The sequence below is a fragment of the Alcanivorax sp. genome (assembly GCF_017794965.1).
GTDB lineage: Bacteria > Pseudomonadota > Gammaproteobacteria > Pseudomonadales > Alcanivoracaceae > Alcanivorax.
The window spans coordinates 1,914,969-1,940,425 of the sequence record NZ_CP051240.1 but is presented as its reverse complement, the minus strand read 5'-3'; the positions used below and the strand labels follow the sequence as shown (position 1 = coordinate 1,940,425).

The 25,457-nt window shown below is 59.2% G+C and carries 22 protein-coding genes; 20 read left to right on the top strand and 2 right to left on the bottom strand.

The features are described from left to right. Positions 1-2 precede the first annotated feature (2 nt). The 19 genes from tilS (at position 3) to HF945_RS08565 (ending at position 20,664) form a co-directional block, all read left to right on the top strand. Positions 3-1,292 carry a tRNA lysidine(34) synthetase TilS gene (gene tilS, locus HF945_RS08655; protein WP_290525327.1) on the top strand — a complete coding sequence of 430 codons (1,290 nt, stop codon included), beginning with the start codon at positions 3-5 and terminating at the stop codon, positions 1,290-1,292. 135 nt (positions 1,293-1,427) lie between these two features. Next, the gene (locus HF945_RS08650; protein WP_290525326.1) at positions 1,428-3,338 is read left to right on the top strand and encodes an ATP-dependent DNA helicase RecQ; all 1,911 of its coding nucleotides are present in this window, start codon (positions 1,428-1,430) and stop codon (positions 3,336-3,338) included. 422 nt (positions 3,339-3,760) lie between these two features. Beyond that, on the top strand, positions 3,761-5,389 hold the full coding sequence (locus HF945_RS08645; RefSeq protein WP_290525325.1) for a CTP synthase: 1,629 nt from the start codon (positions 3,761-3,763) through the stop codon (positions 5,387-5,389). Positions 5,390-5,409: 20 nt separating this feature from the next. Continuing rightward, positions 5,410-6,258, top strand: a complete 849-nt coding sequence (gene kdsA / locus HF945_RS08640) for a 3-deoxy-8-phosphooctulonate synthase (RefSeq protein WP_290525324.1) — start codon at positions 5,410-5,412, stop codon at positions 6,256-6,258. A gap of 20 nt (positions 6,259-6,278) precedes the next feature. Continuing rightward, a complete protein-coding gene (eno, locus tag HF945_RS08635; protein WP_290525323.1) occupies positions 6,279-7,571 on the top strand; it encodes a phosphopyruvate hydratase in 1,293 nt (430 codons plus the stop codon). 6 nt (positions 7,572-7,577) lie between these two features. Then, the gene (locus tag HF945_RS08630; RefSeq protein ID WP_290525322.1) at positions 7,578-7,937 is read left to right on the top strand and encodes a septum formation initiator family protein; all 360 of its coding nucleotides are present in this window, start codon (positions 7,578-7,580) and stop codon (positions 7,935-7,937) included. Further along, positions 7,934-8,644: a 2-C-methyl-D-erythritol 4-phosphate cytidylyltransferase gene (ispD, locus tag HF945_RS08625; RefSeq protein ID WP_290525321.1), complete on the top strand. Its 711-nt coding sequence runs from the start codon at positions 7,934-7,936 to the stop codon at positions 8,642-8,644. Before HF945_RS08630 ends, ispD begins: the two co-directional genes overlap by 4 nt. Further along, complete coding sequence (gene ispF, locus HF945_RS08620) at positions 8,644-9,123, top strand: 2-C-methyl-D-erythritol 2,4-cyclodiphosphate synthase (protein WP_290525320.1); 480 nt, start codon at positions 8,644-8,646, stop codon at positions 9,121-9,123. Before ispD ends, ispF begins: the two co-directional genes overlap by 1 nt. Further along, positions 9,120-10,148, top strand: coding sequence for a tRNA pseudouridine(13) synthase TruD (gene truD, locus HF945_RS08615; protein ID WP_290525319.1), 1,029 nt, complete (start codon positions 9,120-9,122; stop codon positions 10,146-10,148). The genes ispF and truD overlap by 4 nt, the downstream gene beginning before the upstream one ends. A gap of 15 nt (positions 10,149-10,163) precedes the next feature. Then, positions 10,164-10,826 (top strand): protein-L-isoaspartate(D-aspartate) O-methyltransferase, encoded by a 663-nt coding sequence (locus HF945_RS08610; RefSeq protein ID WP_290525318.1) that lies wholly within the window; start codon positions 10,164-10,166, stop codon positions 10,824-10,826. Between the two features lie 241 nt (positions 10,827-11,067). Continuing rightward, on the top strand, positions 11,068-11,967 hold the full coding sequence (locus tag HF945_RS08605) for a DUF368 domain-containing protein (protein WP_290525317.1): 900 nt from the start codon (positions 11,068-11,070) through the stop codon (positions 11,965-11,967). A gap of 71 nt (positions 11,968-12,038) precedes the next feature. Then, positions 12,039-12,788 carry a peptidoglycan DD-metalloendopeptidase family protein gene (locus tag HF945_RS08600; RefSeq protein WP_366492870.1) on the top strand — a complete coding sequence of 250 codons (750 nt, stop codon included), beginning with the start codon at positions 12,039-12,041 and terminating at the stop codon, positions 12,786-12,788. A gap of 21 nt (positions 12,789-12,809) precedes the next feature. Then, complete coding sequence (locus tag HF945_RS08595; protein ID WP_290525316.1) at positions 12,810-13,721, top strand: cation diffusion facilitator family transporter; 912 nt, start codon at positions 12,810-12,812, stop codon at positions 13,719-13,721. A 115-nt stretch (positions 13,722-13,836) separates the two neighbouring features. Beyond that, positions 13,837-14,478: a hypothetical protein gene (locus HF945_RS08590; RefSeq protein ID WP_290525315.1), complete on the top strand. Its 642-nt coding sequence runs from the start codon at positions 13,837-13,839 to the stop codon at positions 14,476-14,478. Further along, on the top strand, positions 14,475-16,013 hold the full coding sequence (locus HF945_RS08585; RefSeq protein ID WP_290525314.1) for a GMC family oxidoreductase: 1,539 nt from the start codon (positions 14,475-14,477) through the stop codon (positions 16,011-16,013). The genes HF945_RS08590 and HF945_RS08585 overlap by 4 nt, the downstream gene beginning before the upstream one ends. Before the next feature lie 450 nt (positions 16,014-16,463). Beyond that, positions 16,464-17,060: a transcriptional initiation protein Tat gene (locus HF945_RS08580; protein WP_290525313.1), complete on the top strand. Its 597-nt coding sequence runs from the start codon at positions 16,464-16,466 to the stop codon at positions 17,058-17,060. Between the two features lie 10 nt (positions 17,061-17,070). Beyond that, entirely contained in the window at positions 17,071-18,669 is a 1,599-nt protein-coding gene (locus HF945_RS08575) for a GMC family oxidoreductase (RefSeq protein ID WP_290525312.1), read from the top strand. A 390-nt stretch (positions 18,670-19,059) separates the two neighbouring features. After that, positions 19,060-20,217, top strand: a complete 1,158-nt coding sequence (locus HF945_RS08570) for an iron-containing alcohol dehydrogenase (protein ID WP_290525311.1) — start codon at positions 19,060-19,062, stop codon at positions 20,215-20,217. 12 nt (positions 20,218-20,229) lie between these two features. Further along, positions 20,230-20,664, top strand: coding sequence for a thioesterase family protein (locus HF945_RS08565; RefSeq protein ID WP_290525310.1), 435 nt, complete (start codon positions 20,230-20,232; stop codon positions 20,662-20,664). A gap of 238 nt (positions 20,665-20,902) precedes the next feature. On the opposite strand, the gene HF945_RS08560 is transcribed toward HF945_RS08565, so the two are convergent. Both HF945_RS08560 and HF945_RS08555 read right to left on the bottom strand, forming a co-directional pair. After that, on the bottom strand, positions 20,903-23,503 hold the full coding sequence (locus HF945_RS08560) for a bifunctional aconitate hydratase 2/2-methylisocitrate dehydratase (protein ID WP_290525309.1): 2,601 nt from the start codon (positions 23,501-23,503) through the stop codon (positions 20,903-20,905). 195 nt (positions 23,504-23,698) lie between these two features. Beyond that, positions 23,699-24,550, bottom strand: a complete 852-nt coding sequence (locus tag HF945_RS08555; RefSeq protein ID WP_290525308.1) for a lysophospholipid acyltransferase family protein — start codon at positions 24,548-24,550, stop codon at positions 23,699-23,701. A gap of 175 nt (positions 24,551-24,725) precedes the next feature. Between HF945_RS08555 and HF945_RS08550 the strand changes: the two genes are divergently transcribed. Next, positions 24,726-25,349 (top strand): tRNA-(ms[2]io[6]A)-hydroxylase, encoded by a 624-nt coding sequence (locus HF945_RS08550; protein ID WP_290525403.1) that lies wholly within the window; start codon positions 24,726-24,728, stop codon positions 25,347-25,349. Positions 25,350-25,457: the final 108 nt, after the last annotated feature.

Genomic DNA, 25,457 nt, shown 5'->3' with positions numbered 1-25,457 from the left:
TCATGCAGGATCTTGCCCGGTTCTGCCGCGAGCTGGCAGAACAGGCGCCTGCCGGGCCTTTGTTGCTGGCGCTCAGCGGCGGGCTCGATTCCTCCCTGCTTTTGACCCTGTTGATCCGGGCCGGACTTGGCCCGCGTCTGGCGGTGGTGCATGTGGATCACCAGCTGCAGGCGGCCAGTTCCCGGTGGTCACAGTTCTGTCAGTCACAGGCTGAACAGCACGGCGTTCCCTTTACCTTGCAGCAGGTTGATGTGGACCTTGCTGAAGGGCTGGAAGCGGGCGCCCGGGATGCCCGCTATGGGGTGCTGCTGCCGCTGGCGGCTGCGCAAGGCGCCACGTTGATCACGGCCCATCACCGTTCCGACCAGGCAGAAACGCTGCTGCTCAGACTGCTCAGGGGAGCAGGGGTACGAGGTCTGTCTGCCATGCGTTCCCGTTCCCGTCGCAACGAAGTGAGTATCTGGCGGCCATTGCTGGCTGTGGATCGGCCGACACTGGCCCGCTGGGCGGAGGATCAAGGCGTTACCTGGCTGGACGATCCCAGCAATCAGGACGACCGTCTGCGCCGCAATTTCCTGCGACTGCATATCATGCCGCTGTTACGCCAGCACTGGCCGGGAGCAGATGCCACCCTGGCACGGGCAGCAGATCATATGTCGGAAGCGGCCGGGCTGCTGGAAGAAATCGCCAGTGAGGATGCCTGCGACCAGAATGTGATGGGGAGAACCCTGCCTCTGGGCCAGCTGCACCGGCTATCCGCGGCGCGCCAGCGCAATCTGGTGCGCTGGTGGCTGCAGCACAACGGTGCCACGGCGCCCAGTCAGGCGGTATTGGCTGAACTGCTTGAGGTCCAACACGCAGCCGGGGACAGCCAGGCCCGAGTGGAGTGGGGTGACTGGGCTGTTCGCTTGTACCGGGGAGCGCTCTATCTTGGCGAACGTGAGACGTTCACTCCCTGGAGCGATTGTCTGGAATGGCGTGCCGATACCCCGCCTCCGCTATTGCCCCAGTGGCGCTGGAGCCGGGAACCGGGGGAGGGTGCAGTATCGGTATTGCGACCGCCGGGAGATCTGACCCTGCGTGGTATCAGGGGATCGTGCCGGATCCGCCGTCATGGCATGCACCAGCAGGTCAAGGAGCTGTGGCGTGAAGCGGGGGTGCCGCCCTGGCAGCGCAAGCAGTGGCCGCTGTTGTACCGTGACCAGGTGCTGGTCTCGGTACCCCAGGTGGGGCTGGCCGATGGTGAAGCGGCTGACGCTGCGGAGCAATGGTTTCTGTTGCCTTCCCTGTAAGCCTGGGCTGACAGCAAAATACGCCACTATTCCCTCGATGTGAGCCTCCGGGTCTGCCACACTCTCTCTCGTTAATGCGTACTGAACAAACAGTCAGTGGTGGGGCGTTGCCGTCATCGCTGGCAGAGGGCTCCCATGCGGCAAGACATTCAGCAGCTGTTACAACAGACCTTTCGTCTGCAGGACTTCCGGCCGGGCCAGCAGCAGGTGATCGAGACCCTGCTGTCAGGGCGTTCCGCCCTGGCGGTGTTTCCAACCGGTGGCGGCAAGAGCCTCTGCTATCAGCTGCCTGCCTTGATGATGGATGGCCTGACCCTGGTGGTCTCGCCGCTGATCGCGCTGATGAAGGACCAGGTGGATCAGCTCAATGCGCTGAATATCCCGGCGGCACGGCTGGATTCCAGTGTCGATGCTGATGAGCTGAAAGCCATCTACCAGGGGCTGGAGCAGGGCAGTATCAAGCTGCTTTATGTGGCGCCGGAGCGGCTCGCCAATGAACGTTTCATGGCCCGGTTGAAACGCCTCTCTATCAGCATGATGGCGGTGGACGAGGCCCATTGTGTTTCTGAATGGGGGCACAACTTCCGGCCGGATTATCTCAAGCTGGCCCGGCTGGCCGATGAGTTGAAGGTAGGCCGGGTACTGGCGCTCACCGCCACAGCGACCCCTCAGGTGGCGAGCCAGATTCGTGACAGCTTTGCCATCGGCGCCGATGATCATGTGCAGACCGGGTTCTTTCGCCCCAATCTGGCCATTCATGTGCAACCGGCAACCCCGTCGCAGCGCCAGGAGGTGCTCTATCAACAGTTGGCCTCTCAGCCTTCGGAGCCAGCCATTGTCTATGTAACCCTGCAGAAAACCGCCGAAGAGGTGGCGGCGTTCCTCAAACGCAAGGGGCTGAAGGCACTGGCTTACCATGCCGGCCTGAAGGATGAATTGAGGCACCAGGCACAGGAAGCCTTCATGAGCGGTTTGGTGGATATCGTGGTGGCTACCATTGCCTTTGGCATGGGTATCGACAAGGCCGATATCCGCGCCATCTACCATTACAACCTGCCCAAGTCGCTGGAAAACTACATGCAGGAAATTGGCCGGGCAGGGCGTGATGGCAAGCCATCACGCTGTACCTTGCTGGCCAGCCTGGATGATCTGACCGTGCTGGAAAACTTCAGCTATGGTGATACCCCGGATGGCGAGGCACTGGCCGGCCTGGTGCGCTGGTTACTGGGTCAGCCCGAGCAGTTTGATCTCTCCGTGCATGAGTTATCCGGCCAGTTTGATGTCCGCCCTCTGGTCATCAATACCCTGCTGACCTACCTGGAGCTGGAGGGCATCATCAAGGCCACAGCGCCTTTCTATACTGAATACAAGCTCGCTTTCCTGACGCCGCAGGAGACGCTGCTGTCCCGGTTTGATGCCGAGCGTGCAGCCTTCCTCCAGGCCCTGTTTGCCACCGGCAAGCAGGGGCGGACCTGGCTTACCCTGACACCCATCGACGCTGCCCGGGAATTGCAGGCGGAGCGCATTCGAATTCTCAATGCGCTGGGTTACCTGGAGCAGCAGGGCATGGTGGAGTTGCGGGTAGCCGGGGTGCGCCAGGGCTTTCGCATGGTCAATCCTCCCTCCGACAGCCAGGGGCTGATTGATCGTTTGCAGTCCCAGTTTTTGCTGCGCGAACAACGGGATATCGACCGGCTCCAGCAGGTGGCTGACTGGGCCGGGCAAAGCCGTTGTTACCAGCAGACTTTGGTGGGGTATTTCGGCGAGGAGCTGGCGCAACCCTGTGGACAGTGCAGCGCCTGTCTCGGCCAGAGCGGGGCAATGCCTCCCCGCCAGCACCGTGCTGTCGATCTCAAGGTGATCCATGAGGTGCAGCAGGAAGGACATGCCGCGCTGGCCAGCCCTCGTCAGCTGGCCCGGTTTCTGTGTGGCATTACCAGTCCCCGGGCCAGCCGAGCCCGCCTTGGCCGACATCCGGCGTTTGCGTCTCTGGTGGAGACGCCGTTTGCCGAAGTGCTGGAAAGCTGCCAGCAGGGCAAGGGCTGAGTCTCACTTTCCAGCTCTGTTACGGGTAACCTCCGATCCTGGTGTGATTGCCGGGATGGGGGGCTGTGGAGGCCCCAATAGCAAGCAGTGGCTGAAGGCCGTAAGACAGCAATTCACTGGCACTGCAAAATATTCATCTAACCCGTGTATTCCCGATTGAGGCGCGGGGCCGCTTCTGTTAACATTTTCTCCCGTCCTGATGTAGCGCAAGCCCCTGAATTTTCAGGTGTTCATCCATCACTTGCGTAGCTGGCCAACCCGATCCAAGAGCAACCCTTGCCCGTGATGCCACGAGCAGGGTGTTTTTTTTATTGGGGCCGGTTCACACTTGATGGCGCGCTACTAATCCATCAGGGAATCAGCGTTATTGCCACCTCTCACCGGTGCCGGTAGACGCTGATCCCAAGCAATCTGGTGAGTGCATGTCACGTTTCATCTTTGTCACTGGCGGTGTGGTGTCTTCCCTGGGTAAGGGGATTACCTCTGCTTCTCTGGCCACCTTGCTGGAAGCCCGCGGCCTCAAGGTCACCCTGATCAAAATGGATCCCTACATCAATGTGGATCCCGGCACCATGAGTCCCTACCAGCACGGTGAGGTGTTCGTGACCGAAGATGGCGCCGAGACCGATCTGGATCTGGGTCATTACGAGCGCTTTATTCGTACCCGTCTCAACCGCCGCAACAGCTTTACCACCGGGCGTGTCTATCAGGACGTGCTGGACAAGGAACGTCGCGGTGAATACCTGGGGGCCACCGTACAGGTGATTCCGCACATCACCGATGAGATCAAGCTGAAGATTCGTGAAGGGGCAGGGGATGCCGATGTGGCCATCGTCGAGATCGGTGGTACCGCCGGTGACATCGAGTCCCTGCCGTTCCTGGAAGCCGCCCGCCAGATGCGTGTGGAACTGGGTTCCAGCCAGTCCCTGCTGGTTCACCTGACCCTGGTTCCCTATATCGCCACCGCTGGCGAGATCAAGACCAAGCCCACCCAGCATTCTGTAAAAGAGCTGAGATCTATTGGTCTGCAGCCTGACGTTCTGGTCTGCCGTGCCGATGACCCGATTCCCCAGGGCGCCCGGGAGAAGATCGCCTTGTTCACCAACGTGGAAGCCCGTGCCGTGATCTCCGCGCCGGACTGCAAGACCATCTACCAGGTGCCTCGCGTGATGCATGAGCAGGGCCTGGATGACATCGTCGTCAACAAGTTCGGCCTGGATCTGCCGGTCCCGGATCTGAGCGAGTGGGATCGTGTTGTCGAAGCCCAGCTCAACCCGGAAGGTGAGGTCACCATTGGCATGGTGGGTAAATACATCGAGCTGGTGGATGCCTACAAGTCACTGAACGAAGCCCTGATTCATGCTGGCATCAGCAATCGTGCCAAGGTGAACATCCTTTATCTGGATGCCGAAGACATTGAGCGCGATGGCACCGGTGTGCTGGATAACCTGGACGCCATTCTGGTGCCGGGCGGTTTTGGTGACCGCGGTACGGAAGGCAAGATCGCAGCGATCCGTTATGCCCGTGAGAACAAGGTCCCGTACCTGGGTATCTGTCTGGGTATGCAGCTGGCGGTGATCGAGTATGCCCGTGATGTGGCGGGGATCGAGAAAGCGCATTCTTCCGAGCTGAATCCGCAAACGCCGGATCCGGTAGTGGGGCTGATCACCGAATGGATTACTGAAGATGGCCACAAGGAGCAACGCTCCGCGGATTCCGATCTGGGCGGCACCATGCGTCTCGGCGGCCAGGAATGTGTGCTGGAAGCTGGCAGCCGAGCTGCGGAATGTTATGGCTCCACCCATATTGTTGAGCGTCATCGTCACCGTTATGAGGTGAACAACAATTATCTGCCCGCGCTGGAAGCCGCCGGGCTCAAGATTGTCGGCCGTTCCGTGGATGGCGAGCTGGTGGAAGTGATCGAAGTGGCGGATCATCCCTGGTTTGTGGCTTGCCAGTTCCATCCGGAATTCACCTCCACCCCCCGTGATGGCCATGGCCTGTTTAGGGGGTATGTGGAAGCCGCCCTGTCTTACAAGGCCGCGAAATAACACGCACAAGGAGTGGTGTAGTGAGCGAGCAGAAAATCATTCGTCTGGGGAAGCTGGAATTCGGCAACCACAAGCCCATGGCGCTGTTTGGCGGCATGAACGTGCTGGAATCCCGGGATATGGCTATGCAGGTAGCGGAGGCCTATGCCGAAGTTACCAGCAAGTTGAACATCCCCTGGGTGTTCAAGGCCAGCTTCGACAAGGCTAACCGTTCTTCTCTGAGTTCCTATCGGGGTCCGGGGATGGAGGAAGGCCTGAAGATCTTTGAAGAAGTGAAGAAGACCTTCAACTGCCCGGTAATTACCGATGTCCATGAGCCTTACCAGGCGGCACCGGTGGCCGAAGTCTGTGACATTATCCAGCTGCCAGCCTTCCTGGCCCGGCAGACGGATCTGGTGGTGGCCATGGCAAAGACCGGCGCCATCATCAATATCAAGAAACCCCAGTTTCTGGCCCCCCATGAAATGGGCCATATCCTGCACAAGTGCGAGGATGCCGGAAACGATCAGCTGATCCTGTGCGAACGTGGTTCCAGTTTCGGGTACAACAACCTGGTGGTGGACATGCTCGGCTTCGGAATCATGAAGCAATTCAATTACCCGGTGTTCTTCGATGTGACCCATGCCCTGCAGAAGCCGGGTGGTCGTGCCGACAGCGCCGATGGCCGCCGTGCCCAGGTGGCCGAATTGGGCCGGGCGGGTATCAGTCAGGGCATTGCCGGACTGTTCCTGGAAGCCCATCCTGACCCGGACAACGCCAAATGCGATGGCCCCTGCGCCCTGCGTCTGGACCGTCTGGAGCCATTCCTTGCCCAGATGCAAACCCTGGATAATACCGTCAAGGCACTGCCTGCCTTTGAAAACAACTGATTGAAGAGAGATTGACCCTCATGTCCAAGATCGTTGATATCAAAGCCCGCGAAATTCTCGATTCCCGCGGCAACCCCACCATCGAAGCCGATGTGATTCTGGAATCCGGTGCCCGTGGCAGTGCCTGTGCCCCCAGCGGTGCGTCCACCGGTTCTCGTGAAGCCCTTGAACTGCGTGACGGTGACAAGAGCCGCTACCTGGGCAAGGGTGTGACCAAGGCGGTGGGCAACGTGAATTCCGAAATCCGTGAATTGCTGATTGGCAAGGAAGGGGCTGACCAGAAAGGCATTGATCAGGCCATGATCGAGGCCGACGGCACCGAGAACAAGGGCAAGCTGGGCGCCAACGCCATCCTGGCCGTGTCCCTGGCTGCCGCCAAGGCCGCTGCTGTGGACCAGGGCAAGCCCCTGTACGAGTACATCTCCGACCTGCAGGACGACGACAACGAGTACTCCCTGCCGGTGCCAATGATGAACATCATCAACGGCGGTGAGCATGCCGACAACAATGTGGACATCCAGGAATTCATGATTCAACCCGTGGGTGCCTCCACCGTGGCTGAAGCGATTCGCTATGGCGCTGAAATCTTCCATGCCCTGAAAGGGGTACTCAAGAAGCGTGGCCTGAATACCGCTGTGGGTGACGAGGGTGGTTTTGCACCTGACCTGCCCAGTAACGAGGCGGCACTGGAAGCCATCATGGAAGCCATCGAGATCGCCGGGTACAAGGCCGGTGATGACGTGACCCTGGCACTGGATTGCGCGTCCAGCGAATTCTACAAGGATGGCCAGTATGTTCTGGCAGGCGAAGGCCGCAGCATGTCCTCTGCAGAGTTTGCCGACTACCTGGCCGAGCTGTGTGATCGTTACCCGATCATCTCCATCGAAGATGGCATGGACGAGTCTGACTGGGAGGGCTGGAAGATCCTCACCGAAAAGTTGGGCAACAAGGTACAGCTGGTAGGTGATGACCTGTTCGTAACCAACACCAAGATCCTCAAGAAGGGTATCGATGAGGGTGTGGCCAATTCCATCCTGATCAAGTTCAACCAGATTGGTTCTCTGACCGAAACCCTGGAAGCCATCAAGATGGCCAAGGATGCCGGTTACACCGCGGTGATCTCCCACCGTAGTGGCGAAACCGCTGACAGCACCATTGCCGACCTGGCAGTGGCCACTGCTGCCGGCCAGATCAAGACCGGTTCCCTGTGCCGTTCCGACCGCGTGGCCAAGTACAACCGTTTGATCCGCATCGAGCAGGAGCTGGGTCGCGCTGCCTACCATGGCCGCAAAGAGTTCAAGTTCCTCGGTTAAGCACTGATGCCAGGCACCCGGGCCAGCAAGATGTCCCCCCTCGAGGGCAAGCGTGCAGCACTGAAGCTGTCGCCTGCCCGGCAGGTGGTGATCGCCGTGCTGGCTCTGGTGTTTCTGGGGTTGCAGGCACGTCTGTGGTTTGGCGAGGGCAGCCTGCGCCATGTGGCCAGTCTGGAAAAGGACGTGGCGGCACTGAAAAAAGCCAACGCCAAACTCAATGAGCGCAACCGCCTCATGGCCGCGGATGTAAAAGACCTGAAGCAGGGCACAGAAGCGGTGGAAGAAATCGCTCGCAAGGACCTGGGCATGATCCGCAAGGGTGAAACCTTTTTTCTGATTCTCGAACAGCCAGGGAGTACCGAGTGAATCCGGTAATCCGTGGACCTCTTTATGCTGTTGTGCCTGCTGCCGGTGTCGGCGAACGCATGCAGGCCGGCATTCCCAAACAGTACCTGACTCTGGCCGGCAAGACGCTCACCGAACATACGCTGCAGCGGCTGTTGTCCTTTGCGCCCATCGAGAGTGTGGTGGTTGCCGTGTCCGGGGATGATCCCTGGTGGCCCACCTTGCCGGTGGCGACCCATCGTCGTGTGCATGCAGTGACCGGCGGTCAAAGCCGGGCGGAATCGGTACGCAATGCCGTCGCCCAGGTGCTTATGGACGGCGGTGAAGAGGCTTGGGTGCTGGTACACGACATGGCCCGGCCTTTGGTGCGTCTGTCAGATATTCACAGCCTGCTGGCCAGCACTGGCGAGCAGGGCGCGATCCTGGCACTGCCGGTGGTGGATACCATCAAGCAGGCCAGCAGCGATAACCTGATCGAGGCTACCCTGGACCGTGAGGTCATCTGGCGGGCATTGACTCCCCAGCTGTTTCCGGCGGCGGCCCTGTACGAAGCTCTCAGTGGTGATCTCAGCGCGGTGACCGACGAGGCCTCCGCCATGGAGCGCCAGGGCTGGCGCCCCGGGCTGGTGCGCGGACACAGCGACAACATCAAGATTACCGTGCCGGAAGACCTGCCGCTGGCACGCTTCTATCTGGCCCGTCAGTTTGAAGAACAGGGAGGCGTGTGATGCCCGTGCGTATTGGTCAGGGGTTTGATGTACATGCCTTCGATGCCGGTGATCATGTGATGCTGTGTGGCGTGGCGATTCCACACAGTCATGGCCTCAAGGCGCATTCAGATGGGGATGTGGCCCTGCATGCCCTGTCGGACGCCTTGCTTGGTGCACTGGCACTGGGGGACATCGGCCATTACTTTCCGGACACTGACCCGCAATGGCAAGGCGCGGATTCCGGCAAGCTGCTGCAGGCCATCTACCAGGACATCACCGCAGCGGGCTGGCAGATGGGTAATGCCGATCTCACTATCATTTGCCAGGCGCCCAAGCTGGCGCCGCACATTCGCGACATGCGTGAGCGCATTGCCGGGCTGCTGGGGTGCCAGGTGCATCAGGTCTCCGTGAAAGCCACCACCACGGAAAAACTGGGTTTCACCGGCCGCAAGGAAGGCATTGCCGTGCAGGCGGCGGTGTTGCTGGAATCCCGGTGAGCCTGCCGTTTGCCCACGGCGGGCCGGTGGCCGAAGCCTGTCTGAAAGCCCGCCCTGAAGACTTTCAGGTGTATGAGTGCATGCATGTGAATCCGGAAGGTGAGGGTGAGCATCTCTGGCTGGAAATCGAAAAGACCGGCTGGAACACCGAAGACGTGGCCATGTGGCTGGCCAAATCGGCCGGGGTGCACCGGCTTTCAGTCGGTTACAGCGGCCTCAAGGACAAGCATGCGGTGACCCGCCAGTGGTTTAGCCTGCATCTGCCTGGCAAGGCGGATCCTGACCTTGAATGGCCGCAGGGGCTGAAGCTGATCCAGGCGAGCCGTCATCGCCGCAAGCTGAACCGCGGCACGCACCGTGCCAATCGTTTCGTGATTCGTGCTACGGATTTTCAAGGCGATGCCGAGGCACTGGCAGGCCGTCTGGCGGCAATTGATGCCGAGGGCATTCCCAATTATTTTGGCGAGCAGCGTTTTGGCCGCGGTGCCGGCAATCTGGTCCGTGGGCGTGATTGGCTTACTGGTGGTGAGGCGCCGCGCAAGAAGTCCCTACGCAGTATCTGGCTGTCAGCGGTACGCAGTGACCTGTTCAATCAGGTGCTGGCTGAGCGGGTTCATCGGGGAGTCTGGAACCGGTTGCTGGAAGGGGACATCCTGCAGCCGCAAGGCAGCCGGGGCCTGTTCAATGCCGATGAGGATGCCGAGGCGGCCGCACGGGTGGCCAGTGGCGAGGTGCATCCCACCGCCCCTATGCCGGGGGTGGCGGGCATGGCATCATCTGGCCCTTGCCGGGATATGGAACAACAGATTCTGGCGCCCAGCCAGGCCGTGATCGATGGCCTGTGTCGGGAAGGCGTGGATGAAATCCGCCGTGCCACCCGGTTGCCGGTACAGGACTTGCAATGGTCCTTGCAGCAGGATAGGGAAGGGGAACATTGCCTGGAGCTGGCGTTCACGCTGCCTGCAGGTGCGTTTGCAACAACAGTCATGGCAGAGCTGGTGAGTACACCCAGAGACTCTGCGTAGAGAACGAAGTACAACATGGATATCCAACTCAGCGGCATCGGCATGACCTCTGCACGGACTCGGGATCGTCTGGTGCAGCGGCTGCGGGACGCCGGTATCCAGGACGAGCGCGTGCTGGATACGATTCGCAATACGCCGCGCCATTTTTTCATTGAGGAAGCCCTGGCTCACCAGGCCTATGACGATACGGCCTTACCCATCGGCCATGGCCAGACCATCTCCCAGCCCTGGGTTGTGGCTCGCATGACAGAGCTGCTGATGGAGGAGGGCAGGCGTGGCAAGGTGCTGGAGATTGGTACCGGCTGCGGCTACCAGACTGCGGTACTGGCCCCTTTCTGTGATGAACTTTATTCCGTTGAGCGCATCCGACCCTTACAGGACCAGGCGCGTAAGCGATTGCTCCGCCTTGGCCTTGCCAAGGTGCAGCTCAAGCATGCCGATGGCGGTTTTGGCTGGAAAACCGAAGCGCCGTTTGATGGCATCCTCGCCGCCTGCGCCCGACCTGATATTCCGGGCGACCTGCTCGAACAATTGGCGGATGGCGGCCGGCTGGTGATGCCCGTGGGTGATGACCGCAAACAGATTCTCACCGTGGTCGACCGTGACGGCGATGATTTTCATTCCCGGTCGCTGGATGCGGTGCGGTTTGTGCCGTTCCAGCGCGGGGTGATGAGATGAGTTGAAAGTTAAAAGTTTAAAGTTGAAAAGCGCGCGTGTGCTTGCCGTGTCCTGCCAGGCTATCTCCGCGTTCTGATGCATGAGACGCGGATAGGACGTTTCAGAACACGATTGCCTCTATTCGCGTTTCAACTTTGAACTTTTAACTTTCAACTAAACCCCCTCGTCGAGGTCAAAGACATTTCACAATAAAAACAGCGATATCCCGCTGCTGCATGCAGCGTGATGAATGAGGAACACAATGATTCGACCCGGTATTTTCTTTCGTGGCATGGCCATGGGGGCGGCGGATGTGGTGCCTGGGGTGTCCGGTGGCACCCTGGCCCTGATTACCGGCATTTATGAAGAACTGATCGATACCCTTGGCGGTATGACGCCACGACTGCTGGGCGTGTGGCGCCGCGAGGGCTTTGCCGCGTTCTGGCGACAGGGCAACTTCGCCTTTCTGGTCACCTTGCTGGCCGGCATCTTTACCAGCATCGCCTTGCTGGCCAGGCTGATTACCTGGCTGCTGGCAACCCATCCAATACCCGTCTGGGCATTTTTCAGTGGCCTGATTCTGGCCAGCATCTTCATGGTGGTGGCGCCCTTGCAGCAGCGTGGCCCGGTGCAGGGTCTGGCCTGGCTGGTCGGCACGGTGATTGCCGTGATGATTGCGCTGGCGCCTGGTCTGCAGGGAGGGGGAAGCGCACTGGTGTTTTTCCTCAGTGGCATGGTGGCAATCTGTGCCATGATCCTGCCCGGCATTTCCGGGAGTTTTATCCTTCTTTTACTGGGCATGTACCAGCCCGTACTGGAAGCTGTGAAGAGCGCTGACCTGCCATTGTTGTTGGCGTTTCTGTCCGGCTGTGCGCTGGGCTTGCTAAGCTTTGTTCATATTCTCAAATGGACCCTGCATCGTTTTCACGACACAGTAATGGCATTGCTGGCGGGCTTTATGGCCGGCTCCCTGGTGAAACTCTGGCCCTGGCGGGTTGCTGATGCTTCCGGACTTGAGGATCAGTGGTTCACCCCTACAGGGTATGCGGTTGCCACCGGGGACAGTGCACAGACCCTGTTTGCCGCGTCGACGGCGCTGATTGCCGTCGCCCTAGTATGGCTACTGCACCGGTTGGCGCCGGGGCAGAATGGCAAGGCATAACCCTGACTTGGTTGAGGACGATTCGTATCAGTAACCACGGCATAAAAGTGACAGAACAGTTTCGATTGCTTGTGGCAATCGTGTTTCTGGTGCTGATGAGCGGCTGCAGCGCCAGCCTGGCTCCCGTGGTCGATATTTATGGTCAGGATGCCCGCCAACGGAAAGTCACTTCCGGTACGCATCAGGTGCGGGAAGGGGAAACCCTGTACTCCATTGCCTGGCGATATGGCTGGGATTACCGTGAACTGGGCGCGGCCAATAATATCTCCGCCCCGTACACTATCTATCCCGGCCAGCGCATTTCTCTGGCCCTGAATAGCTCCTCCCGACCGGCCAGCAAACCGAAGCCCGCTTCCTCCAGCAAACCGCCCGCCAGCCCGGCCCCGGCGAAAAAGCCTGCACCTGCCAAACCGGTGGCTTCGTCCGGCAGCGGGGCTCGCACGGTCGGGCCGGTTACCTGGCGCTGGCCGGCCAGCGGCTCGGTGGTGGAGCGTTTTTCCTCTGCCTCTTCAGGGCGCAAGGGGATTGCCATCAGTGGCAGTTCACGCAGTCCGGTCATTGCCGCCGCCGATGGCCGTGTGGTGTATCGCGGCAGTGGTCTGACCGGTTATGGCAATCTGTTGATCCTCAAGCATAATGACCGCTGGTTGAGTGCTTACGCCCATAATGATTCCATGCTGGTCAAGGAGGGCGACAAGGTGAAAGCCGGGCAAAAGATTGCCACCATGGGCGCAACTGGCACCTTCCGGACCCAGCTCCACTTCGAGATTCGCCGGGACGGGAAGCCAGTGGATCCCATGCAGTACCTCCCCAAACAGTAATACCTGAAAGTGGGCTCACCCATGAGTGACGGTACCAAACGAGACCACCAACTGCTGATGCTGGCCGCCACGGCGTCGATTGCCACGGCGTTGGTGTTGATTGCCGCCAAGTCGGTGGCCTGGATCATGACGGGCTCGGTGAGCATGCTGGCATCGCTGGTGGATTCAGTGATGGATTCTCTGGCGTCCCTGATCAACTTCTTCGCTATCCGTTTTTCGCTGGTGCCTGCCGATGAGGAGCACCGTTTCGGCCACGGCAAGGCAGAGGCGCTGGCCGGGCTGGGGCAGGCCATTTTCATTGCCGGTTCATCCCTGTTTCTGATTCATCAGTCGGTGCTGAAACTGCTGGATCCGGCTCCCATCGAGGCCAGTATGGTGGGGATTGGTGTCATGGTGTTATCCATAGCACTGACCTTCGGATTGTTGTTGATACAGCGCTACGTCATCCGCCATACCGGTTCCACCGCCATTGAGGCGGACTCGCTGCACTATCTTTCTGATCTGGCGGTGAATGTGGGCATCATTGCCGTGTTGGCGGTGAGTAGCTTTGGCTGGCTGTGGCTGGATGGCGCAGTGGGCCTGGCCATTGCACTGTATATTCTGCGAAGTGCCTGGCATATTGCCTCGGAATCCAGCCAGCTGTTGCTGGACAGGGAGATGCCCGGGGAGGTGCGCAACCAGATCAGCGCCATTGTGTCTTCCCATCCCGATGCACTGGGTTTCCATGATCTGCGCACCCGTCTTAGCGGCCGTACCTGTTTCATCCAGCTGCACCTGGATATGGATCAGAATCTCACCCTGAGAATGGCCCATGATCTGGCCGACCGCATAGAGATGGATATCAAGAAGGCCTTTCCCGGCGCCGATGTGATTATTCATCTGGACCCGGTGGCCGTCGGGCCAAAGGTGCCGGTGGAGCCTCCCCACGCCTGATGATACAGCCTGCACATGGTGGTTGTGCTTTCCGGTCAAGCTCCCCTGTTCGGTAAACATATTGTATTCATCTGGCCTTTTCTTTAGCTTGAAATGCACGTTTTCAGGGTAAGGAATGGCGATGAACAGCCAGTATCAGGCAGGCCGTATTCAACGGGTCTGGCAGCAGGGCATGGCCCGGCGACAATTTCTCAAATGGGGCCTTGGCGGCGTTGCCGCGGTGACGGCGGTAGCGGCCGGTGGTTTTGCGCTTTTGCGCCGTTCTCCCCGTGACGATATGCCGGCACCCGAGTGGGCTACAGGCTTGTCTGCTGCCGAATACCATCTCTTTGAACGTGCACGGGTGGTGCTGTTGCCGGTGGAAGGCACCAACCTGGTAGACAGTGCCACGGTACCTGTGGTGCAAAATGTGCAGACCACACTGAGCTTCCTTGACCCGGTTACCCGCAAGGAGTTGGGGGCAGGCCTGTCGCTGTTCGATAACGTGGTGGTTTTCAGCCATGGCTGCCGGTTTGTCGATCTGGAAGCGGGTCCGGCCCGTGAGCTGTTTGATCGCTGGGGCGAGGGCAGCGTGTTGCAGCGTACCCTTACCACGGTCATCAAGCAGCTGGTCTACAGCGGCTACTGGCAGGAACCGGCCACCTGGCCACCCACCGAATTCGATGGTCCCGTGAGCGACAAATGGGGGCTGCCTTATCTGGGCAATGCCCCATTACCTCAGGATTCCCCAGTCGCATCACAGCAGGAGCAGGCATGAGTCAGATACGGTTTCAGGCCAGCGGCCTCAAGGTTCATCAGGCAGCAGACGTTATCGACAGTCAGATCACACTGGATGCGGATGTGGTGATCGTAGGCTCGGGTGCGGGTGGGGCGGTCAGCGCCTATGAACTGGCACGCCAGGGGAAGCGAGTGGTGGTGCTGGAAGCGGGTCCCTATGTGCCGTCCCAGGCGTTTACCGAAGACTTCACCCAAAGCCTCCACGATCTCTATCAGGATCAGGGGGGGCAGGCCAATAGCAGTGGTGATCTGCTGGTACTGCAGGGGGCCTGTGTGGGTGGCTCCACCGTGGTCAATGGCTGTGTCTGCTTTCGCACACCGGATTTCATCCTGCAGGACTGGCAACGTGACTTCGGGCTCAGTGAGCTCACCGAGGCCGAGCTGGCGCCGTATTTTGATGAAGTGGAAAAGAACCTGTCAGTGCATGACAACGGCGAGCACGAAATTGCCCGCCACGGCCAGGTAATCCGTGAAGGGGCGAAGAAGTTGGGCTGGTCCGTTAAGCCCCTGCGCCGCAATATTCGCCAGTGTGGCCTGACCGGACACTGTCTGTCCGGCTGCAAGACCGAACGCAAGCAATCCATGCTGGTTACGTATCTGCCGTGGGCGCAGGCCTACGGTGCCAGCATCTACTCGGATACCCGGGTTGAAAAGGTGCTCACCGAGAACGGCGAGGCCAGCGGAGTGGAAGCGGTAATCACTCGCCATGATGGCACGGTGGCGGCCTCCATGACCGTCAAGGCGCCGCGGGTGATATTGGCTGCCGGGGCCGTGCAGACGCCGGTGCTGTTGCTCAAGAGTGGTCTGGCCAACCGGTCAGGGCAGGTGGGGCGCAATTTTGCCTGTCACCCGTCCCTGCTGGTAGCAGCCCGCTACCCACAGCCCATCCATCCCTGGCGCGGGGCCTTGCTGGGCGTGCACGTGGATGAGTTCATGCATCCGGACAAGGGCGGTTTTGTGCTTGAAGACGGGGGATTCGGTCTGGTGGAAATGACCATGCTGGCCGAGCCCGGGACGGGCAAGCCGTTCATGGACTACATGGCCGATGCCCGCTATCTCTCCGGTTTGGTTACCCTCATTCATGATCACAATGTGGGGACCATCGAATGGGATGGCGAACGCAAGGCGATCAATTACCAGCTCAGCAACGCGGACTTCCCGTCCATGCAGCGTGCCATCAAGGCAGCCGCCAGACTGCACCTGGCCTCCGGGGCCAGCGAGGTGTACGTGCCGGCCAGCGACAAGCGGGTAATCCGTTCCGAGGCGGACATTGATGACCAGGTGGACTCCCTTGAGAACGCGCCCCAGCATCTGCGCATGGTGAGCTATCATCCCCAGGGCACCTGCCGGATGGGGGCTGACCCGGATGCCAGTGTGGTCAAGGCCAATGGTGAAACCCATGATGTGCCGGGGCTGTATGTGGCAGATGCGAGCCTGCTGCCTACCTCCATCATCGTTAACCCGCAAATCACGGTCTATGCCCTGGCCACCCGAATCGCCCGCCATATGAGTTAAGGAGAGCAGGGCGGCGGCTGGCCGCTCTGCGGCTGCAACACGCATGAGGCAACACCCAACATGCCTGGTACAAACCCCCATCGGGGGTTGATGGGAAGGTGACGGGCCTGGTCGGAGCTCTGACGCTCAAACCAGGCTCGCTTGGCCAAGGGATACCGGTGAGCAATGCAGTTGCCGGGAGTGGCTGGCTAATAGCGTGGATGCCTGGTTGGGGCTACCGGTTTTCTGTCTTTCGCGTCAGACGTCCGACTTCAGGCGTCTGACCAGCTTGTTTCCGTGCAATTCCGCGATGCCCCCTTTTTGTTTACAAGGAGTTACCCATCTGACGGAAGCCGGCGTCTTCTGCGCCACTGCGGGCTTTGGTGTTTGTTACGGTTTGTTATAGACTCAGTCTGAAATCTCCACCAATAACAACAAGGGCCTTGCAGGCCTGCCCAGGAGAGGGTGTTGATGAAGAATAACCACCGCGCGCCCTTGCCCGGCTATCTGGCCGGTCTCGAGCCGCTCAGCCGCCGCGGATTCTTGCGCACTTCCGTACTCGCCAGCGCGGCGCTCACCAGTGGCTGTGCCAGCCTTTTCGGCCGCAAGGAAGCTCCGGAATCCCTGGAGTATTACAGCCTCAATCAGGACGAGATTGAGGTGATCACCCGCCTCACCGCCGTCATGCTGCCCACCGAGCAGTTCGGGTTGCCCTCCAGTACCAGCGTGGTGCCAACCGTCAGGAATATCGACACCATGGCCCAGCGAATGCCAAAACAGACCCGGGACCTGCTCGGGTTGGGTATCTGGGTGTTCAACAACCGTCCCATGATGAGTTTCAAGTTCAGGCAGTTCACCTCCCTGTCCGATGAAAAGGCGCTGGAATACGTCAATGCCATGCAGGAAGGTGCCTTCTTCGAGCGTGGTCTGATGACCACGTTGAAAGCACTGATTGCTTTGAATTACTGGCGCGATGAGCGGACCTGGCCGGGACTGGAATACCACGGTCCGGTAACCGAAACCTGGGGGGTTCGCCGGCTCGGCAACGCCCCGTTGCCGCGGGTCTGAGGGGAGAGTTATGGCTTTTGTTCGCGTTCCAAGAGACGGGGTGCCGGTCACCCAGGCGAAGGATGTGGCACTGGACCCCACGTTGGGTAAACGCTTCACATTGAAGACCGATGTGGTGGTGGTGGGTTCCGGCGCGGCGGGTTCCATGGTGGCTTATGAAATGGCCAAGGCCGGCAGGGATGTTCTGGTGCTGGAGGCAGGGCGATACCACCCCAGCTCGGCATTTACCGAGCACCTTGGCGATACCATGACCAAGATCTACCAGGATCAGGTCGGGCAGGTGAATACCACGGCCGACATTATCTTTATTCAGGGCGCCTGTGTGGGTGGCTCCACGGTGGTGGGGGCCTGTGTGATGGAAGAGCCGGGCGACAAGGTGCTGGATGGCTGGGCCGAGAAATACGGCCTTGAGGGATTGTCGGCGAAGAACTTTCGTCCTTATCTGGACAAAGTGGCCGATGAGTTGCAGATCCACACCAATGAAGCCCATGAGATCAATGCCTGTGCCCACAAGGTGATTCAGGGCTGTGAAAAGATGCAGTTTTCCTGGAAGCCGGCCCAGCGCAACGTGAAACAGTGTGCGCTCACCGGACACTGTCTGGCCGGGTGCCCCTCGGACCGCAAGATGAGCTCGCTGGTGACGCATCTTCCCTGGGCTGCAGCGTACGGAGCGCGCATTTTTTCGGATACGGAAGTGATCCGGGTGAAAACACGGGATGGGCGGGCCAGAGGCCTGGAAGCCCGGGTTGTGGACCCGGACAGCGGCGCTCATGTAGCCGACATGCAGGTGGATGCGGACATGGTGGTTATGGCTGCAGGGGGTATCCACACACCACTGATCCTGCAGCGCAGCCAGGTGCCTGACCGCAGCGGCCAGCTGGGTCGCAATCTTGCCATTCAGCCTTTCACCCAGGTGCTGGGCAAATTCAAGGAGCCCCTGTTTGGTTTCCGGGGTGCGCTGGTGGGCGTGCAGGTGGATGAGTTCACCCACACGGATGGCTATACCATTTACTCCGGTCTTGCCGAGCCGGAATCCCTGCTGGCACAGGGGGACATGAAGGCGGGCAAGGCGCACATCGACTTCATGAAGGACTACAAATACTACGCCGGGGTGAATGCATTCAGTAAGGACCTGGGCAATGGTTATGTGCAATGGGATGGCGACCCCTGGACCGGTGACAAGACCATTCATTTCAATCCCAGCCGGGAAGAGTTCGAGAACATGAAAGCCTCTGCGGCGCTGGCTGCGCGGATCTTCTTTTCCGGTGGTGCGGAGAAGGTTTTCCTGCCCACCTTTCAGAGTCTGGAAGCTGATTCCGTTTTTGAACTGGATGAGAAACTGGACAAAGTAGACTACGGCATCAAGGGTCTTTACACCTTCCGGTCCAACAGTTTCTCTCCCCATGGCACCTGTCGTATGGGCGCGGATCCCTATCAGTCTGTGGTCTCACCCACGGGTGAATTGCACGATACGCCAGGCTTGTTCGTGGCGGACTCCAGCCTGATTCCGGAGTCTATCAGCGCGCCCATCCAGTGGACCGTGCATGCCATGGCCAAGTACGTCAGTGACCAGATCAACGAGAACGCGAGCAACTATTTCATCGGTTGATTGCTTTCTTGATCGAACAGAACAACGCGCCTTCGGGCGCGTTTTTGTTCATTATGGTTAAAGGAGGCAAGATAAGGTCCCTGCAGGTTGCGCCCCGCTGTAGCGTCGTGCTTGTTCTCGTCAGAGTAAGCGACACGCCCCCCGCCCAGAATCAAAAGCATTTCCACCACAGAATCCACTGGGAAAGCCCGTGGTCCCTTCTCAGTGATCTCTGTGACCTCTGTGGTAAATAACACTTAAAGATTTTGGGTGTCGCTTTTCGCAACTCGATACTCGTAACTCGCTTCTGATTCCACCTCTGCATTTGTCTCAAAAGGCATCCAGCATGGCGACAATTGTCTCCTGAGCCTGTGATAGCATCGAAGGGTTAAGGACCTTGGAGAAAGCACCATGTCAGGTTTTGAGTTTGCCACTACCCATCGTGTTCTGGTGGAAGCCGGGGCGGCTGCAAGGCTGCCGCAATTATGTCAGGAGCTGGGCGCCAATCATGTGATGCTGGTGACCGATCCCGGCATTCGCAGCACCCCGTTACTGGGACCGGTTGAAGACAGCTTTCAGCGCGCAGGCATGTCGCTAAGTATTTACGACCAGGTGAGTGCGGACCCGGCGGACCGGATTGTGCTGGAAGCTTCTGGGCAGGCACGTGATGTGGGAGCGGATCTGGTCATCGGTTTTGGTGGCGGTTCGTCTATGGACGTGGCGAAACTGGTGGCCTTGTTGTCGCATCCGGATGCGACCCAGAGCCTGGCAGATATCTACGGAGTAGGGCTGGCTAACGGTCCCCGCCTGCCGCTGGTCCAGGTGCCCACCACTGCGGGTACCGGCTCTGAAGTGACCCCGGTGGCCATTGTTACCACCGGTGAAACCACCAAGGCCGGTGTGGTGGCGCCATCCCTGTTGCCGGATTTGGCAGTGCTGGATGCGGAACTGACTCTTGGCCTGCCGCCCCATGTAACTGCCGCCACCGGTGTGGATGCCATGGTGCATGCCATTGAGGCCTATACCAGTGCCCACAAGAAAAATCCGTACTCTGACATGCTGGCCCGTGAAGCACTGCGACTGCTGGGCGGTAATCTGGTCCAGGCCGTGAAGGACGGCAGCAATCTGAAGGCTCGCGAGGCCTGCTTGTTGGGGGCCATGATGGCGGGGCAGGCGTTTGCCAACGCCCCGGTGGCGGCTGTGCATGCGCTGGCCTATCCATTGGGAGGTCACTTCCACATCCCCCATGGACTGAGCAACTCTCTGGTGCTGCCCGAAGTACTGCGTTTCAACGCCAGGGATGCGGCTCCCCTGTATGCTCAGCTGGCTCCGATTTTGAGTGATCGCCTGTTTGCCGGCCACGCTGATGGCGCAGCGATCCTGATTGCGTCCCTGGAAAAATTGATTGAGGACGTAGGGTTGCCCACTCGACTTCGTGATGCGGGTGTGACCGAAGATAGCCTGGAAACCCTGGCCGCCGACGCCATGCTCCAGCAGCGTCTGCTGGTGAACAATCCCCGTGAAGTCAGTGAGGCGGATGCCCTCGCTATCTACAAGGCAGTGTTTTAAAGAGTGAGAACGATGACTGATAAAGCCCCACGGCCTGAACGCGATGAGTATGGCTATTTGTGCCCGGTAGATACTCGCTGGCGTGATAATGACATCTATGGCCACATCAACAATGTGGTCTATTACAGCTACTTTGATTCCACCATCAACCGCTATCTAATTGATGAAGGTGGTCTGGATATCCACGATGGCGAACACATTGCCTATGTGGTCAGCTCCGGGTGTGATTATCTGGAAGCGGCGGCCTATCCGGACAAGTTGGCAATCGGCATGAAGGTGGACAAGCTGGGTTCCAGCTCAGTGCGTTATGGCCTGGCGCTATTCGGCGAAACCGGCCCGGCCAAGGCTACTGGCTTTGTAGTGCACGTATTTGTGAACCGCGAAACGGGGAGGCCTGTGCCGATTCCTGAGCGGTTGAGGAATGCACTGGAAGCGTTGCAAGCCTGAGAGGTTAAAAGCGAGTTGAAAGTTCAAAGTTTAAAGTTGAAACGCGAATAGGGTGTGCAGTTAATGGTTTAACGATTTCCCCCGCGCTGAAACTCATGGGCGTGGCTATTACTTTTCAGGCTACGACTACCATCAGTTCGCGCTTTTCAACGTTAAACTATGAACTTTCAACTCGTAGTACCCACAAAAAAGCCCGGCTTATTGCCGGGCTTTTTTGTGGTGAAGCGATTACCGCGTCTTAGACAGACTGGGCAACCGGGATCTTCACGCTGTCTGCCACTTCCTGGTACTCCGGCAGCTGGTCGAAGTTCAGGTAACGGTAGATCTCGGAGGACATGGAATCGATGGTGTTCGCGTATTCCATGTACTCAGCTGCAGTAGGCAGCTTGCCGAGGATGGAGGCCACAGACGCCAGCTCGGCAGACGCCAGGTACACATCCGCACCCTGACCCAGGCGGTTCGGGAAGTTACGGGTGGAGGTGGATACCGCAGTGGACTTCGGCGCGATGCGAGCCTGGTTACCCATGCACAGGGAGCAGCCCGGCATCTCGGTACGCGCACCGGCGCTGCCGAAGATGTTGTAGTAGCCTTCTTCGGTCAGCTGGTGCTGATCCATCTTGGTCGGCGGAGCGATCCACAGACGGGTCGGCATGGTGCCGCTTTCCACTTTCTGCAGCAGTTTGCCGGCAGCGCGGAAGTGACCAATGTTGGTCATACAGGAACCGATGAACACTTCGTCGATCTTGGCGCCAGCCACGTCGGACAGGGTCTTGGCATCGTCCGGGTCGTTCGGGCAACACAGTACCGGCTCTTTGATCTGATCCATGTCGATTTCGATGACGGTGTGGTACTCGGCATCGGCGTCAGCACGCATCAGCGTCGGGTTGGCCAGCCACTCTTCCATGCCGGAGATACGACGCTCAATGGTACGGGCATCGCCGTAACCGTTGGCAATCATCCACTTGAGCATGGTGATATTGGACTTCAGGTACTCGGTCACGCTGTCTTCGGACAGGGTGATGGTACAACCGGCAGCGGAGCGCTCGGCGGAGGCGTCAGACAGCTCGAACGCCTGCTCGACGGTCAGCTCTTCCAGACCTTCGATCTCCAGGATGCGGCCATTGAAGACGTTTACCTTGCCGGCTTTCGCCACGGTCAGGTGACCTTCCTTGATGGCCTGCATGGGGATGGCGTGTACCAGATCACGCAGGGTGATGCCAGGCTGACGCTTGCCCTTGAAGCGCACCAGAACGGATTCCGGCATATCCAGCGGCATAACGCCGGTGGCAGCAGCAAAGGCAACCAGACCGGAACCGGCCGGGAAGGAGATGCCCATGGGGAAACGGGTGTGGGAGTCACCACCGGTACCGACGGTATCAGGCAGCAGCATACGGTTCAGCCAGGAGTGGATGATGCCGTCGCCCGGACGCAGGGATACACCGCCACGGTTCATGATGAAGTCGGGCAGGGTGTGCTGGGTTTCCACGTCTACCGGCTTGGGGTAGGCCGCGGTGTGACAGAAGGACTGCATGACCAGGTCAGCCTGGAAGCCCAGACAGGCCAGATCCTTCAGCTCGTCACGGGTCATCGGGCCAGTGGTGTCCTGGGAACCGACAGTGGTCATCTTCGGCTCGCAGTACATGCCGGCGCGCACACCGTCCATGCCACAGGCCTTGCCGACCATCTTCTGGGCCAGGGTGTAACCCTTGCCAGTGTCACCCGGCTGTTCCGGCTTGCGGAATAGGGTGCTGGGCTCGAGACCCAGAGACTCACGAGCCTTGGTGGTCAGACCGCGACCGATGATCAGGTTGATACGGCCACCAGCACGTACTTCGTCCAGCAGTACCTGGGAACGCAGATCGAATTCAGCGATCACTTCGCCATTCTTCTCTACCTTGCCGGCAAACGGGTAAACGTCGATTTGGTCGCCGGTTTCCATTTTGGAAACGTCGCACTCGAAGGGCAGGGCGCCGGAATCTTCCATGGTGTTGAAGAAGATCGGGGCGATCTTGCCGCCGATACATACACCGCCAGCGCGCTTGTTCGGTACGTTCGGAATGTCGTCACCGAAGTGCCACAGAACAGAGTTGGTGGCAGACTTACGGGAAGAACCCGTACCGACAACGTCACCCACGTAGGCAACCGGCAGACCTTTGGCCTTCAGTTCTTCCATCTGCTTCAGAGGGCCGATCTCGCCGTCTTTCTCGGGGAAGATGCCTTCACGGGCATTCTTCAGCATGGCGTTGGCGTGAACCGGGATGTCCGGGCGGCTCCAGGCGTCCTGGGCGGGGGACAGATCATCGGTGTTGGTTTCGCCGGTGACCTTGAATACGGTCAGAGACATTTTCTCGGCCAGATCTTCACGCTGGGTGAACCACTCACCTTCAGCCCAGGACTCGATGACTTCCTTGGCCTTGGCGTTGCCGGCTTTCATCTTGTCTTCCACGTCGTGGAATGCATCGAAGACCAGCAGGGTGTGCTTGAGCTCTTCAGCGGCCACGTCGGCCAGCTCGGCATCGTCCAGGGCTTCAATCATGGGAGCCACGTTGTAGCCGCCCTGCATGGTGCCCAGCAGCTTAACGGCACGCTTCTTGTCGATCAGGGGAGAAGTGGCTTCGCCTTTAACAATCGCGCTCAGGAACGCTGCTTTTACGTAAGCGGCCTGGTCCACGCCCGGCGGAACGCGGTTAACGAACAGGTCCTGAATGAATTCTTCTTCGCCAGCCGGCGGGTTCTTCAGCAGCTCTACCAGGTCAGCGACCTGCTGCTCGTTCAGCGGCTTGGGCGGCACACCTTCTGCGGCGCGCTCTTCAACATGTTTGCGATAGGCTTCTAGCACAGCGTTTCCCTCTTGCTCGGCGTTCTGTTACGAATCCAGCTGAATTCTTTTGGAAATCAGCGTTTTAGGGTGTAACTGGGGGTTGGAATTGCGCGCGGAGTATAGCCGATTCGGCATCAACTGTTAAGCGAAACGACCGTTGCGGTCATTCATGGGGTGAATACTCATAATCACTTGCGGTCACTTTCTGCCAACTCAATAGGGGGCATGTTCACCGGCGGGGGGGCGGCGGAAGCGTTTGTAGCTCCACAGATACTGTTCCGGGCCCTCATCAATGAGTTTTTCGATGGAGCGGTTCAGTGCCGACAGGGAGGTATCCAGGTCGACATCGGCAATGGCGGAATCCGCAGGGCGGAAGCGCAGTTCAAACCCGGCGGTACCCGGCAGGCGGCGAGCCCATGCCATAAAGGGACGAGCCCCGGTTTGCTGGATCAGCTTACAGGCCAGGGTGCCGGTATAGGCGGGATGCCCATAAAAATCTGCATGCCGGCCACTGCGACGATCTGGAACCTGGTCCGGAAGAATGGCTGTCATGGCTCCCTTGCGCATGGCCCGTACCAGCCCTGCAACACCACGTGCAGTAGTGGGGTACATGGTAGAGCCAAAATGCTCCCGCCCCTGCTTAACCAGCTGATCGACTTCAGGCAGACCTGATGGGGCGAACATCACATGCAGGTCGTAATGATCGGCCAGCCAGAAATTCAGTACTTCCCAGCAGCCCAGATGCGGGGCGAGGATCATCACCGGGTGGCCGTCATCCACGGTGGCTTTCAGGGCATCGCCCCCGTCTATACTGACGATGCGTTCCATGCCAGCCTGCGGCCGTGACCAGAACAGGGCAATTTCGAAGGTATTCTTGATGCTTTCCACCAGCGAGATACGCGCCAACTTGCGACGTTCCGCTTCAGGTCTATCCGGATAGCACAGCGCCAGGTTGACCTCGGATACCCTTCGTGCCTGTGAAGGAAAGGCAGCGACAAGATGACCAAGCAGGGTGGCCAGCCAGCGATTGGCGACAAAGGGGAGGCAGCCGATCAGGCGCAGCATGCAGACTGCCAGACGGCCCTTGAAGGTTTGGATGCGTGGATTGGTTTTTCTTCCCATGGCGTGGAGTATAAAGCGCCAGCGGCTGGACGCCAGACGCGGGACAGAGAAATGCAAAAGTTCCGGGATGCTGGCAGGGCCTGTGACCGCTATAATGCGCGCCGACCATGAGGATGCCATGCACGACATTACCCACATTCAGCAGTTTCTTCCTTGCCCCACTCCGCAAGCCTGGATTGATTGGGCTCTGCAGCATCCGGATATCCTGCTGATTGACCACGCCCACTGCGAAAAGAAGGCGGCCAGTACCGCGCTGAACCTGATGTTCCGCTACGTGGATCGCCCCGATTTGCTGGATGCGCTGAGCCAGCTGGCCCGGGAGGAGTTACTGCATTTCGAGCAAGTCATTCAGATCATGCGCGAGCGCGGGGTGACCTATGATCATCTGTCACCGGCCCGATATGCCCAGGGGCTGAGAAAGCATGTGCGCACCACCGAGCCGGGGCGTCTGGTCGACACCTTGATCATCGGCGCCCTGATCGAAGCAAGAAGCTGCGAACGCTTCGCCGCCCTGGCGCCCCACGTGGACGAGGAGTTGGGCCGCTATTACCGCTACCTGCTAAAAAGCGAATCCCGCCACTACGAAGACTATCTGCGCCTGGCAGAGCAGTATGCTGGCGAGTCCATTGATGAGCGGGTGGCGTTCTTCAAGGACGCGGAGCGGGAACTGATCGAAACGCCGGATGAGGAATTTCGGTTTCATTCGGGCGTCCCTAAGCAGGGAACAGTTAACAGTGAATAGTTAACAGCGTCGCGGATCAGGATGTTTTGATCTTAAACGCATGAGGCCGCGCCCATACTCTGAGCGCGGCCTCATGCGTTTATGAACATCCTGCGCTGAACGCGCACT

What these genes read in the sequence shown, in the direction of transcription:
- tilS (WP_290525327.1), top strand. Translation starts at nt 3, where the DNA reads ATGCAGGATCTTGCCCGGTTCTGCCGCGAGCTGGCAGAACAGGCGCCT.
- HF945_RS08650 (WP_290525326.1), top strand. Translation starts at nt 1,428, where the DNA reads ATGCGGCAAGACATTCAGCAGCTGTTACAACAGACCTTTCGTCTGCAG.
- HF945_RS08645 (WP_290525325.1), top strand. Translation starts at nt 3,761, where the DNA reads ATGTCACGTTTCATCTTTGTCACTGGCGGTGTGGTGTCTTCCCTGGGT.
- eno (WP_290525323.1), top strand. Translation starts at nt 6,279, where the DNA reads ATGTCCAAGATCGTTGATATCAAAGCCCGCGAAATTCTCGATTCCCGC.
- HF945_RS08630 (WP_290525322.1), top strand. Translation starts at nt 7,578, where the DNA reads ATGCCAGGCACCCGGGCCAGCAAGATGTCCCCCCTCGAGGGCAAGCGT.
- ispF (WP_290525320.1), top strand. Translation starts at nt 8,644, where the DNA reads ATGCCCGTGCGTATTGGTCAGGGGTTTGATGTACATGCCTTCGATGCC.
- HF945_RS08610 (WP_290525318.1), top strand. Translation starts at nt 10,164, where the DNA reads ATGGATATCCAACTCAGCGGCATCGGCATGACCTCTGCACGGACTCGG.
- HF945_RS08605 (WP_290525317.1), top strand. Translation starts at nt 11,068, where the DNA reads ATGATTCGACCCGGTATTTTCTTTCGTGGCATGGCCATGGGGGCGGCG.
- HF945_RS08595 (WP_290525316.1), top strand. Translation starts at nt 12,810, where the DNA reads ATGAGTGACGGTACCAAACGAGACCACCAACTGCTGATGCTGGCCGCC.
- HF945_RS08590 (WP_290525315.1), top strand. Translation starts at nt 13,837, where the DNA reads ATGGCGATGAACAGCCAGTATCAGGCAGGCCGTATTCAACGGGTCTGG.
- HF945_RS08585 (WP_290525314.1), top strand. Translation starts at nt 14,475, where the DNA reads ATGAGTCAGATACGGTTTCAGGCCAGCGGCCTCAAGGTTCATCAGGCA.
- HF945_RS08580 (WP_290525313.1), top strand. Translation starts at nt 16,464, where the DNA reads ATGAAGAATAACCACCGCGCGCCCTTGCCCGGCTATCTGGCCGGTCTC.
- HF945_RS08575 (WP_290525312.1), top strand. Translation starts at nt 17,071, where the DNA reads ATGGCTTTTGTTCGCGTTCCAAGAGACGGGGTGCCGGTCACCCAGGCG.
- HF945_RS08570 (WP_290525311.1), top strand. Translation starts at nt 19,060, where the DNA reads ATGTCAGGTTTTGAGTTTGCCACTACCCATCGTGTTCTGGTGGAAGCC.
- HF945_RS08565 (WP_290525310.1), top strand. Translation starts at nt 20,230, where the DNA reads ATGACTGATAAAGCCCCACGGCCTGAACGCGATGAGTATGGCTATTTG.
- HF945_RS08555 (WP_290525308.1), bottom strand. Translation starts at nt 24,550, where the DNA reads ATGCTGCGCCTGATCGGCTGCCTCCCCTTTGTCGCCAATCGCTGGCTG.
- HF945_RS08550 (WP_290525403.1), top strand. Translation starts at nt 24,726, where the DNA reads ATGCACGACATTACCCACATTCAGCAGTTTCTTCCTTGCCCCACTCCG.